Origin of the sequence: Bacteroides muris (ex Afrizal et al. 2022), assembly GCF_004793475.1 — a bacterium.
GTDB classification, from domain to species: Bacteria; Bacteroidota; Bacteroidia; order Bacteroidales; family Bacteroidaceae; genus Bacteroides; species Bacteroides muris.
On sequence record NZ_SRYZ01000034.1, the window covers coordinates 1 to 13,268 of the forward strand.

Below are 13,268 nucleotides of genomic sequence, written 5' to 3' on the forward strand. Positions count from 1 at the left end.
TTTACGTTTTATCTTCACCTGTCCGCTTTTCCTTGCACAGCCTATCACTTTCCATTGTACACGGCACACGTTCGGAACGATGATGCTCACGCTCGGTGCAGACCTTTTTACCACAAGCAAGCTGATGGGACATTCCAACATTCAGACCACGGAAATCTATGCCAAAATCGTGGATAAGAAGAAGGAGGATTATATGTCACTTCTTCTCATCGTTTTATGCTAATGAGCCGTCCAGATTGATAGATCGGTCAAAGATGGAGTTCCCTTTCCAGATAGATCAGATTTGCATCAACGGAAGCCGTTTTTTTGACATGGTTCGCTATTACGATGCTTTATATCATAAAATCATAGACGAGAACGAATATAAAAAATACGACTCGATAGAAGATGAAAAGTCAGCATATAAAATCGTCCGAACTTTGAATGCCTACTCTAACAGAACTCGTACTGGAGATACTTATGTCCGCCAGTTATTTAATTGCCTCTTGATGATGCGTTACCTAATGGACGGAAGGATACGTATCGACAACAATCTGGCGGAAAATGCCATCCGTCCAATTACATTAGGTAGAAAGAACTATCTGTTCTGTGGCGATCATGAGGCTGCTGTCAGTATGAGTGTCGTCTGTTCACTGCTGGCTACCTGCAAGGCACATGAAGTAAATCCGAGGAATTACCTGAATGATGTTATTGCAAGGATGCCATATATGCAGAAAGCATCGTATGATGAACTGGTGCAACTCCTACCGCACCGATGGAAAAAGGAATGACTGTTACTACCATATACTAGCAATGGCTGCATACTCTAACGAAAGAGTTGCGGCCATTGTTGTTAGTGTACTTTATCGGATGCTTACAGAGAAATTACGTGGGCATGTACGTGTGAAACGCGGTCAAAGCATGGAACCCAGTGTAGGAATTATGGACAGTCAAAGCGTCAGATGGGGGAACAATGCTTCTTTGAACGGTATTGATGGAAACAAAAAGGTAAAAGGCATAAAACGGCATGTCATAGTGGATAAGAATGGCTTTCTTATTGCCGTTATGGTCACCATAGCTAATGTGCATGACAGTGAAGCCGCTTATTTGCTGATGAGGGTTCTTAAGGAGATGTGCTCCAGTGTAAAAAACATTCTTGCCGACGGAGGTTACCGAGGAGAACTTGTCGATAACATAAGAAAGAAATTCGGATATGTCATTCAGGTTGTTATCAGTGCGTACAAGGAACAGGGATTCAGACCCATTCAAAAGAGATGGATTGTGGAAAGAACATTCTCATGGATGGATTACAATAGAAGGCTCTGCCGAAACTATGAACTAACATTCGACTCGGCAGAGGAAATGGTCAAATTAGCCACTATAAGATTATTATTGAGGAATATTTAAACAGGCTCTAAAAAAACAGAATAATACAGATATTTATCAGTGTCCTGACCAGCACTTTCATTCTTTTCGTCCATCCTACTGCAAGTCTTCAATAATATTCGGCTTCAAAAGAAGACAATTAAAGGGATTTTTTGTACTTTTGCGCCTCAATAATAGTAATTTGTAATTTTGTAATTGTAAATTGTAATTAGATACTATGTTCGATAATTTAAGCGAGAGACTTGAAAGGTCGTTTAAAATTTTGAAAGGTGAGGGAAAAATCACCGAAATCAATGTTGCGGAAACCTTGAAAGACGTACGTAAGGCACTTTTGGATGCCGACGTGAACTATAAGGTTGCCAAAAATTTCACCGATACCGTTAAGGAAAAAGCCTTGGGACAAAACGTGCTGACAGCCGTCAAGCCCAGCCAGCTGATGGTAAAAATCGTGCATGATGAACTGACTCAGCTCATGGGTGGCGAGACTTCTGAAATAAACATCGATTCCAAGCCTGCCGTTATTTTGATGTCTGGTTTGCAAGGCTCCGGTAAAACAACTTTCTCCGGAAAGCTGGCTCGTATGCTGAAGAGCAAGAAAAACAAAAGACCGTTATTGGTGGCTTGTGACGTATACCGTCCTGCTGCCATCGAGCAGTTACGCGTACTGGCTGAACAAATTGACGTACCGATGTACTCGGAACCGGACAGCAAAAATCCGGTAGTCATTGCCCAAAATGCCATCCAAGAAGCCAAAGCCAAAGGCTATGATCTTGTAATCGTCGATACCGCCGGGCGCCTGGCTGTAGACGAAGAAATGATGAACGAGATTGCCGCTATTAAGCAAGCCATCAATCCGAACGAAATTCTGTTCGTAGTGGATTCGATGACCGGTCAGGATGCTGTAAACACCGCCAAAGAATTCAATGAACGACTTGATTTCAATGGTGTAGTATTGACCAAGTTGGATGGTGATACCCGTGGTGGTGCCGCCCTTTCTATCCGTTCGGTGGTTGACAAGCCCATCAAGTTTGTAGGTACTGGTGAAAAGTTGGATGCCATAGACCAATTTCACCCCTCACGCATGGCTGACCGTATCCTCGGTATGGGTGACATCGTATCTTTGGTGGAACGTGCGCAGGAACAATATGACGAGGAAGAAGCCAAACGCCTGCAAAAGAAGATTGCCAAAAACCAGTTCGACTTCAATGATTTCCTAAGCCAGATTGCACAAATCAAGAAAATGGGAAACTTAAAGGAACTCGCCTCCATGATACCAGGTGTAGGCAAAGCCATCAAGGATATAGACATTGACGACAATGCCTTTAAGAGTATTGAAGCCATCATTTACTCCATGACTCCGGAAGAACGCAGCAATCCGGCCATTCTGAACGGTTCACGTCGCCAGCGCATTGCCAAAGGTAGCGGTACGAATATTCAGGAAGTAAACCGCCTGCTGAAACAGTTTGACCAGACCCGCAAGATGATGAAGATGGTCACCGGCAATAAAATGGGCAAGATGATGCCGAAATTAAAAAGATAAGATAATAGCCTATGACACTGATTGATGGAAAAGCAATTTCAGAGCAAGTAAAGCAAGAGATTGCAGCAGAAGTAGCCGAGATAGTGGCTCATGGGGGGAAACGCCCACATCTGGCCGCTATTCTTGTAGGACACGATGGAGGTAGCGAAACCTACGTCGCTGCCAAAGTGAAAGCATGCGAAGTTTGCGGATTCAAATCCTCCCTTATCCGTTACGAAGTAGATGTTACAGAAGAAGAGCTACTTGCCAAAGTACGCGAATTAAATGAGGACGCAAATGTGGATGGTTTTATTGTACAGCTTCCCTTGCCCAAACATATCTCCGAGCAAAAGGTTATTGAAACCATCGATTACCGCAAGGACGTAGACGGTTTCCATCCCATCAATGTGGGACGGATGTCTATTGGTCTTCCCTGCTATGTATCCGCTACCCCCAACGGTATCCTTGAACTGCTGAAGCGTTATCAGATAGAAACTTCAGGTAAGAAATGCGTGGTATTGGGCCGCAGTAACATTGTCGGCAAACCCATGGCTGCCCTAATGATGCAGAAAGCTTATCCCGGTGATGCCACAGTAACCGTATGCCACAGCCGCAGCAAAGATTTGATAAAGGAATGCCAAGAAGCAGACATCATCATTGCTGCATTGGGACAACCGAACTTTGTTAAGACAGAAATGGTCAAGGAAGGTGCTGTCGTTATTGATGTAGGTACTACCCGTATACCCGATGCTTCCAAGAAATCCGGATTCAAGTTGACCGGTGATGTGAAATTTGATGAAGTAGCTCCTAAATGTTCATTCATCACTCCCGTACCGGGAGGCGTAGGTCCGATGACCATCGTTTCCCTTATGAAAAATACATTGCTCGCCGGCAAAAAAGTAATCTATCAATAATAAGGTAATGAAAATGCTTGCCATTTTAATTGCTGCTTTACATAGCATGGGGATGTGTCAAAACTAAGACACATCCCCTTCTTTTTTTGTCTATGCGACTATTTTTTTAGCAATTAGGTAATAAGGCTTAATATTCGTCGTATTTTGAGTCACACGTGGTCTGATAAAGATAAATATAGTGTGTGCACTCCTTCTCTTTCCTGCTTTTAGTAGTTTTGTACACATTTTTTTGACATTAAAAGCTATAGCAAAGAAGGTAAAGTCCATTGTAACCTTGTCTTCTCCCACATGCCGGAACCTTTTGTATGCCATGTTGTGTTTCATTTGTCCAAAAACTGCTTCCGGTTCTATACATCGCCTTCCCCTCTGCCTGATGCCTTCTTCCGGGAGTAACCTTTCCCGTGCCTGCCGTTTGTATTGGTTTAACTGGTGGTTGACTTCTATAATATGGTTCTCCCGAGCTTTAAAGTAACTGCCACGCAAAGGACACCCTTCACGTCTTTGTGCTTTATACCGGGCACTTTCGGTGATGTATCCGCTCTCTGTTTTGTCACGTCCAGTTCCTATACGGTTCATGTGCTGCCCCATAGGACAAACTTAATAATCCCCCCCGCATTGTAATGGAGACTCTCCGCATGGAATGGATTGGGGGTATAACGGGGAGGCTGTTCTTTATGGAAGTGGTTGTACTTGACAAAGGCTTCTATCCCATTATCTTGCATGAACCGATAATTTTCTTCCGATCCGTAACCGGAGTCTGCCACACCGACAGTTAGTAAGCGGTTATAGCGTTGCTCAAAGGAGTGGAAGAAAGGCATGAGGGTCAGTGTATCGGTTAGGAAACAGTCGGAAGTCTATGAGGAATTGGTTCCCGGTACCTATTTGCAGATTATATCCGGGTTTGGTCTGCCCATTTCTCATGGCGTCTTCTTTCATGCGCATGAAGGTGGCATCAGGATCGGTCTTGGAGTAGGAATTGCGTTCTCCAAGAGTATCAAAATGGTTGTCGTATTCCATCAACTTGTCACGGTACTGCTCAAGTTCCCGGACCTGTTTCTTCTTTTCCCGGATGACTTTCTTTTGTTCCTTGTCCTTTGTTACAGGCTGGTGTTCCAGCACTTCTTTGAGTTCATCCACTATATCTGAGAGCATGGCGGGAGTGAACTCTACGGGTGTTTCTTGCATGGAGTTCTCTTGGGCTATGACTTCATCCACCTGCTCCAGGAGAATGCGGATCTTATCCATCAGCTTTGTACGGTTCTTTTCGACTGTCTTGCGCCAGACAAAAGTATATTTGTTGGCTTTGGACTCAATCTTGGTTCCGTCGATATACTCTACATCAAGGCTGATGAAACCTTTGTCGGCAAGGACAAGAACCAACTGCGTGAAAACGTTGTTTATCTCCTCCTTTACACGGTTACGGAAACGGTTGATGGTTATGAAATCCGGATGCTCATGACCGGCAAGCCAGATATAATGAATGTCACGCAAAAGAAGCTTCTCTATTTTACGACAGGAATAGATATTATTCATGTAAGCGTAGATAATTACCTTGAGCATCATTTTAGGATGATAAGCTGAGCGCCCCGTTTCTTTATAAAGCTTCTTGAAATTATCAAGATTGAGATTATCAACAACTGCATTGACTATGCGGACAGGGTCGTCCGCAGCTATGTTTTCATCAATTCTTCCAGGAAAAAGAACTGTTGGGTTGGGAATGTAAGGACGAAAATGTAACTTTGCCATAACGAAAAATTTTATGCCTAAAGACACAAAAACTTTGGGTAATAACAAAGCCCGGGCTTGTGAAAGTCAGGTCTTTGTGCATAAAAAGAGGTTGTGCCAGCGTTTTGACACTCCTCATGCTATTATTCGTAGATGACATGATGCAGCATCAGGTACAAATAAATGCAGTATATGTATCTGAAGGAAAATATGACTACTTCTCCGGTATTCGTTCGCAGGCACCTACTAGAATCTGTCAAATCGCAGACAATACTATCCTCTGTTCATCTGCAGAAACGACTTTCGCATTACTCTGTTCCATTATACTTACGGCATCAAGGTTACCTCTTCCAATATCGTAACTATATTAATAAGAATACCATCCTGCAAGATATCCAAAGTGCCAAAGTACGCCAACCAGATGCCATCATTATCTGCATACATTGAGAAGAGGAATATCAGTCCCTTCCCAACCGTGAACAACGCGAGCCAGCCAATTGGTTGCTCCAACAAGGCATAACACATACTATCGGTTTACCCCCTCACGTCATTTAATCGACGGAACTACGTACCAACAGTACTGAACAGCACATCATAGTCTACTCCTTGGGAAATTTCATCTCCAATATGAGTAAGACTAGCACTGACAGCGGCCTCATTATCACTTTGCAGTTGGAAAAACATCCTCTCTCCCTACCCACCTGTCCCTCTTACATCGGTCAGAGTCAGACACCCCTGCCATTTTTCCCGCAAAACATTTAACACCGGAAACCCGTAAATACCTGGAAATCTTCATTAAAAGTTCCCTATGGCTGCTCTAGCAGCACAATGTAGATATTTACGAGAAGAAAAAATAATGCAGAAATCTCAAAAAAAAACGTTTCATTCTTTGCATTATTAAAAATTATCCCTACCTTTGCACCGCATTTAAGAAATGCACTAACATGGTGGCTGTAGTTCAGTTGGTTAGAGCGTCAGATTGTGGTTCTGAATGTCGTGGGTTCGAGTCCCATCTGCCACCCGCAAAAGAGGAAATTCAAAAGAATATTCCTCTTTTTTTGCTATTACCCTCACCCCGCCAGAGAACGGGTCAGTAGAAAATTGTTCCAAAACAATGCATTATCCGGATTATTGATGTTGATTGGAATCTTTTTGAATTCATGGCAAATGGGGCTATTGGCTGTAAGTAGCAACATAATAAGTACGTTGACAGCCCTTATCTCAGGACTTCACTACCCCTTTTATCCTTTCTGTATGGATGCTGTTGGGATTGTGCAGTTGGCTGATGCCTGACATGCTACTCGTCTCTGATACAGAAACACCCGCTTCTTCCTCCATAAATTACTTACAATGTTTCAATATGGGTATAGGCCAGGTGATGTTTCAAGGAAACATAATGACCGGACTATTTTTCCTTGCAGGCATTCTCGTGAATTCCCGGAATGCAGCAGTATATACCATATTGGGAGCACTTCCCCCTCCTCCTAGCCATATTATTGGGAGTGGATTCCAAAGCTTTGAATATGGGTCTGATGGGATATAATGGCGCATTGTGTGCCCTTGCTTTAGGAGGTAAAAGCTGGATGAGCTGTATATGGGCTGTATGTTCCGTTTTACTCTCTGTTGTATTGCAAATTGTGGGAATGAATTGGGGAATTATTACATTGACCGCACCTTTCGTTCTCTCCGTATGGCTGACAATGGGAATAAAAATCTCTATCTCTTTTTCAAATTAGGCAGAAAGCAAGCCACTAACCCCAACAAAGGCATAAAAGCGCATACATTATAAACAGCCTCGATACCATATTTATCAGCCATACCTCCCAACACAGCCGAAGCGATACCGGCAATTCCAAAAGCGAAACCAAAGAACAATCCGGAAATCAAACCCAACTTATTGGGTAGCAATTCCTGGGCGTACAGCAATATGGCAGGAAAAGCGGAAGAAAGCATCAGACCGACACAGAAACTCAGCACTACCGTCCATGCAAGCCCTACATGAGGCATCATCATACTGAATGGAGCCGTTCCAAGAATGGAAGCCCAGATAACATACTTACGTCCGACCCTATCACCTACGGGACCTCCCACCAATGTTCCGATGGCAGTGGCCACCAGAAAGACAAACAAAAAGAACTGTGAGTCTTGAACAGTGACACCAAATTTATGAATCAGATAGAATGTATAGTAGCTCGTCAAACTTGCCATATAGATATATTTGGAGAAGATAAGTATCAGCAAAATACTTATGGACAACACCGTCATCCTTGAAGAAAGGGGACGTTCTATCTTTCCTGCCACAAACATCGGGCTTTTCTTGATGTGGTTCAAGTAGGAACGAAACCAACGGCATATAGGAATCATTACCACGATAGCAATCAAGGCAAAAGCCGTGAAAAAGGCAATGTATCTCCTCCCGTAAGGAGCTACCAGCAAAGCCACCAGCAACGGTCCAAGTGAGCCTCCCAAATTCCCACCCACCTGAAACAGAGACTGCGCCAGTCCGCGTTTTCCGCCGGAAGCCAGAAAGGCAATGCGCGATGCCTCTGGATGGAGTACAGACGAACCGATACCCACAATGAATACCGAAGCCAGCAACCAATACAGATTAGTAGCAAAAGCCAGATTCATGATACCGACCAAAGTAAAGCCCATACCTATCGGCAATGACCAGGCAATGGGGCGCTTATCAAAGAACAATCCCATTAGAGGCTGAAACACGGACGCCGACATCTGATACACTAACGTAATCAGACCAATCTGGACAAAACTCAAGGATAAATCCTCCTTGAACAAAGGGTATACCGCCGAAATGACTGATTGCAGCATATCGTTCAAGCAATGCGAAATACTCAATGCTATAAGAATTGGAAAAGCAATTCTACGGATAGTAGGCCTCTGATTCTGTATCATCTTATATTGTCTATTACAAAAACGGTGCAAAGGTACGTAAAAAACACATATCCAATCCACATTTAGACAAAACTCCCCGATTCTCGGCTGAACTGCGCAGGGAATCGGGGAGTTTTATCTTTACCGGTTATCTTTATCAGTTCAGCAATCCCGGATTGGCTTCTATGGCTTCTTTCGGAATGGCCAATGTATAGCGGGCATCATTCTCTTCGAGTACATAACGCGTACCATCAAGCACTTTCTCCAAACGCGGACGGGTGGAACGACGAAGGTCAAACCAGCGATGTCCTTCAAAAGCAAGTTCACGGGCACGTTCATCTAATATTTCCTGTACCAACGCTTCCTTATCCATGGCATTGACAACAACGGATTTCGCTTCGTAGGCCTCCGGTGCATAACGTTTCCGCATCAGTTCCAGCAGGCGAGTACGTGCTTGAGACAGTTCTCCAAGTCGGGCAGCAGCCTCAGCAGCCGTCAGATATATTTCACCCACACGGAAAGTACACAAGTAGTTATTGCTTCCCGCCTTCTTATTCTTCCGGAAACCTTTTTCATCCGTTTCAGCAAAATATTTGTCCAGCCGAAGGTCGTTCTCAGCATAAAGGGAGAGAAAAACCGGAGTAGCCAGAGCAGCCCCATTGATTGTACTGCTCAGAGGTGTCTCCAGTGGAGTAATATTTTCCACGGAATTATAACTGTTAGGAAGAGTTGCAGCGGCATCATTCAAATCTACCAATACAGACTTCACGGCAAGCACTGCCTCAGCAGCATCCCAAGCCGCCTGCCACTCGCCCTTATAAAGGGATACGCGTGATTGAAACGCCTCTACCGAAGCCGCATTGAAACGATATGAATATCTCTGTTCCCATTCTGCCTTCATGACCAGTTTGCGTGCCTCGTCAATATCTGCTTGGATGGAAGTATAAACTTCTTCCACCGTATTGCGTTTCAGGACTTTCTCTAAATCCGTATCCAATTTCAGCGGTACCGATTTGGTATCCAAAGCTCCCTCCTTAGTATAGGGCTGTCCATAAAGATTTACCAATAAGAAATGTACATAAGCACGGAGCATATACGCTTCTCCTACAAGCTGATTTATCTCTTCCTCAGTGCCTTCCTTAATATCACTTCTGCTCTCAATAACGTGATTGGCAATAAAAAGCACATTGTAATACTTGGCCCATTCAAACGATGAGGTATAGGCATTGGGAGCAAGGTCGTTCCAGCGCTCTATATCCATATAATAATTTTGGTCATATTCATTATCCCGAACCTGCATCTCGTCGGAACGGAAACAAGCCATTCCCCGGTCACTGAATTTACTCACGTCCTTATAAGAACGGGCAAGCAACGCTCTATACTCAGCCAAAGAATTGGGAATGACACTACCGGTAGGCTGTATATCCAGATAGTTGTCGCATGCCGCAAGCAGAAGCATGCAGGCCATTATCATCAGACTTATTGTTTTCTTCATTTTCTTTCTGCTTTTAAAGTTAGAAATTCAAGTTCAAGCTGAATGTAACCGACTTGGGTACGGGAGTTGCATAAGGGTTGTACATCGACTCCGGATCCATGTAGTTATTATATCCCGAACCGAACACGAAGAGATTGCGTCCTTCAACAGATACCGTTGCCGAGTTCATTCCTAAACGCTTTGTCAGAAGCTCAGGGATACGATAACCCAGACGCAGATTCTGCAAACGTACGTAGTTCAGCTTCTTCACCCAGATATCCAAATCTCTCCAGATGGTTTTAGCATCATACCAGGAATACTCTTCCGGGTTGGAAGCACTCAGCATAAATGCCGGAAGCTCTGCATCGGGGTTTTCCGGAGTCCAACGGTTCAGCACATCAGCATTATAGTTTTTGCCATAATCCGGATTGATGATGTCATAAGAGGGCTGCGTACGTACGTATCCGCCAAACGTCAAAGAGAAATTGACATTCAGCTCCCAGTTTTTATAGCTGAAGGTATTAATCAAACCTCCCGTATAAGGAGCATCGCTACTCCCGATATACGAATAAAAGGTTCTCTCTTCGGCTGCAGTTACATCGGAAGAGGCAATACCTATCCCCCACTCGTCCTTCAGGCGGTAAAGCTCCTTCAAGGTCACTTTCTCTCCCTCCGGATTATAGAACATCATATTACCGGTTTCCTTATTCACTCCCGCAGTCTTCAGTGCGAAAATTGCCCCTACAGGATAGCCTTCACGTCCCGGAGTGGTCTGCTGCTCCGGTATGTTTTCCTGCAATACCTTATTACCGTTATAGGCAAAATTGAAATTTGTGTACCAGGAGAAGTTTTTTGTCGTTATGTTACGGGTAGACAAGCTGATTTCCACACCTTTGTTCTCCATACTTGCCCAGTTGACGTTCATTGAAGTAAAGCCCGTCTCCAGAGGAAGCATGCGCAAAGCTATCAAATCGGTACCCTTACGGTAATAATAGTCCACGCTCAGATTGATAGCCTGGTTCAATACAGAAAAATCAAAGCCGGCATTGACAGACTGCGTCTTTTCCCAACGCAACTTCTTGTTGGGAGCGGAATTAATGATAATTACATCTTCCGATACTCCGGGCAAAATACTCTCCGACCGATATGTACCCAACAGGAACGGAGAAGTATTCTTGTCAATATTTCCCTGCAGACCGTAAGATGCACGGAACACCAGGTTATCTACCCACTTGGCCTGCTGCATAAACGGTTCTTGTGACAGACGCCACAAGGCACTGACAGAATAAAGAGGAAGATAGCGGTACTTCTTATCCACACCGAAAAGATCGGAACCGTCAAAACGGATACTTCCTCCCACCGTGTAGCGGTTCAACAAAGAGTAGGATGCCGTAGAGTAGAAAGACACATAAGCATTCTCCTTATACGTCGTCTGATGGAGCGGGAAAGACGTGGCGTAACTTTCGTTGGGGAAAATCACCGGCTTGGTGGTCAACGTCTTGCGGTCGAAGCCATACCCTGCCGAGAACAAGGTTTCGTACCAAGTCTTGCGCAGTTCGGTACCTGCCATCACTTCCAGTTCATGAATATCATTGAAGCTGTCGCGATATTCTCCCATCGCCTTCCAAGTAATCTGTGAATTGGAGTTTTCATAAGACTTCTGCATACCTCCTTCGGGCAGAAAGTGTTTGGTTTCTCCACCTTGGGAGTATTCGCTCAACTTATAGTAATAGCGCATGGCATAGCTTTCCCAGTCCGCTATTTCTTCTCTGGAAGTTTTTTCCAACTGATAGCCAAACTGGGAAGTCAGCTTCCACTTGTCATTGAACCGTAACTCCGCATCAAATATAGATGAAAAAGAATTCACCACGCTTTCATTAGACGTGTTCTGCCGTTCTTCAAAGATGTTGAATCCTAAATCCTTATCAGTGTTGTTCTGAATATCGTAGTCGTAATTATAGTTGCCATTCTTGTCATAAAGTTCAAAATACGGATTAGCCTTGCGTGAATAGAACACGGGATTCGACATACCGTATGCATCTGTCAGATAATTGGTATTTTTGCGACGGTTGGCAAACATGGAGGCACCCACTTTCAGTATACTGTTCACCTTATAGGAAGTCTTTCCTACCAAGTTGAAACGGTCCATACCCACACCGTCCACATTTCCATCCTCTTTATAATAGCCGAAAGAGGTATAATACGTAACCCTTTCCGTACCGCCGGAAAGGCTCAAGTTATATTCCTGGCTGAAAGCATCGCGGAAAAGGATATCTCCCCAGTTTGTATTAACACTCTTCAAACGGTTGATGGCAGCTTGTGTATCACTGCTCAAGGCATCCCATCCTCCATTCTGAAAAGCAGACAACTCATTGTAATTGGAAAGAATATTATATACGCCTCCTTTATGATTGTCCGGAGAATAGTTATCACGGATTATATCCATTTCCAATCCTACTTTCTCCGCTGAGTTCAGCAAGTTCAACCGGTCAAGGCTCAATGTAGGAGTATAGGCAAACCGGGACGAGAAACTGATAACCGGTTTACCGACCTTCCCTTTCTTTGTTGTAATCACAATGACGCCATTGGCTGCCCTCGCACCATAGATGGCAGTGGCTGCCGCATCCTTCAGGATGGTGATATTCTCAATATCTGCCGGATTCAAGCCTGCAATGGAAGATTGCTTCATGTTGGTGATGTCATTCAGCTCATCCGGTTCGGGAACATCCGTTCCCTCCAAAGGAATGCCGTCCAGCACCCACAAAGGGTCTTGTGTACCATTCAATGAAGCGGTACCGCGAATGCGTATCTTTGCCGGAGCACCCGGAGCACCGGAAGTCGGGCTGACAGAAAGTCCGGCAATTTGTCCGGCAAGTGCCTGGTCGATACTTTTTACCGCACCGATGGTCTCGTCCGATATATCCAGTTTGGATACCGCTGCCGTCAGCTTGCGGCGCTCCACTGTCTGGTAACCCGTCACAACAACGGCATCGAGCATTTGGGAAGATGCATGAAGTGTTATTTCATAATGTTCCTTTCCCGGAACAAGCTTCACTTCCAATACGTCATATCCCACGTAGCTACAAAAGAAACGGGTTATCCCCGCAGGTATAGCGATAGAGAACTGACCATCCACATCAGTGATGACCCCCATTGTAGTCTGAGCACCCCCCGCCTTTTTCAAGTCTTCCGCAGTCACATAAACGGAAGCACCGATAAGCGGTAGGTTATCCTCTGAAGATATTACTACGCCCCGGACTTTTTTCTCTGCAGCAAAAGCAGATGACAAAGCTCCTACAAGGCATAGCAAAACGATTAATACACGTTTTTTCATGCGTTACATATAAAATTAAATTAATACTCAAAATTAGGGATTAAG

Annotated in this window: 8 protein-coding genes, 1 tRNA gene and 2 pseudogenes; 7 read left to right on the forward strand and 4 right to left on the reverse strand. The window is 44.3% G+C overall.

The genetic code is table 11. The features are described from left to right. The 5 genes from E5355_RS13465 to folD all read left to right on the forward strand — a co-directional run. On the forward strand, window positions 1-223 hold a 223-nt coding region (locus tag E5355_RS13465; protein ID WP_168354336.1), incomplete at its 5' end, for a tyrosine-type recombinase/integrase. Between the two features lie 13 nt (window positions 224-236). Next, a complete protein-coding gene (locus E5355_RS20390) occupies window positions 237-770 on the forward strand; it encodes an IS66 family transposase (protein ID WP_370650327.1) in 534 nt (177 codons plus the stop codon). Then, window positions 724-1,386, forward strand: coding sequence for an IS5 family transposase (locus tag E5355_RS13475; protein WP_246866956.1), 663 nt, complete (start codon window positions 724-726; stop codon window positions 1,384-1,386). Before E5355_RS20390 ends, E5355_RS13475 begins: the two co-directional genes overlap by 47 nt. Window positions 1,387-1,582: 196 nt before the next feature. Further along, window positions 1,583-2,905 carry a signal recognition particle protein gene (gene ffh, locus E5355_RS13480; RefSeq protein ID WP_136010770.1) on the forward strand — a complete coding sequence of 441 codons (1,323 nt, stop codon included), beginning with the start codon at window positions 1,583-1,585 and terminating at the stop codon, window positions 2,903-2,905. Between the two features lie 11 nt (window positions 2,906-2,916). Next, window positions 2,917-3,798 (forward strand): bifunctional methylenetetrahydrofolate dehydrogenase/methenyltetrahydrofolate cyclohydrolase FolD, encoded by an 882-nt coding sequence (gene folD, locus E5355_RS13485; protein ID WP_136010771.1) that lies wholly within the window; start codon window positions 2,917-2,919, stop codon window positions 3,796-3,798. Between the two features lie 90 nt (window positions 3,799-3,888). Here folD and E5355_RS13490 read toward each other — a convergent pair. Beyond that, a pseudogene (locus tag E5355_RS13490) lies at window positions 3,889-5,544 on the reverse strand (IS1182 family transposase). Window positions 5,545-6,470: 926 nt separating this feature from the next. Here E5355_RS13490 and E5355_RS13500 point away from each other — a divergent pair. Further along, window positions 6,471-6,544, forward strand: a tRNA-His gene (locus E5355_RS13500). Window positions 6,545-6,657: 113 nt separating this feature from the next. Further along, window positions 6,658-7,259 (forward strand): annotated as a pseudogene (locus E5355_RS13505) (urea transporter). On the opposite strand, the gene E5355_RS13510 reads toward E5355_RS13505, so the two are convergent. The 3 genes from E5355_RS13510 to E5355_RS13520 form a co-directional block, all read right to left on the reverse strand. Then, the gene (locus tag E5355_RS13510; protein ID WP_136010772.1) at window positions 7,240-8,436 is read right to left on the reverse strand and encodes an MFS transporter; all 1,197 of its coding nucleotides are present in this window, start codon (window positions 8,434-8,436) and stop codon (window positions 7,240-7,242) included. The pseudogene E5355_RS13505 and the gene E5355_RS13510 overlap by 20 nt on opposite strands. A gap of 136 nt (window positions 8,437-8,572) precedes the next feature. Further along, entirely contained in the window at window positions 8,573-9,910 is a 1,338-nt protein-coding gene (locus E5355_RS13515) for a RagB/SusD family nutrient uptake outer membrane protein (RefSeq protein WP_005826376.1), read from the reverse strand. A gap of 19 nt (window positions 9,911-9,929) precedes the next feature. After that, window positions 9,930-13,223: a SusC/RagA family TonB-linked outer membrane protein gene (locus tag E5355_RS13520; protein ID WP_136010773.1), complete on the reverse strand. Its 3,294-nt coding sequence runs from the start codon at window positions 13,221-13,223 to the stop codon at window positions 9,930-9,932. Window positions 13,224-13,268: the final 45 nt, after the last annotated feature.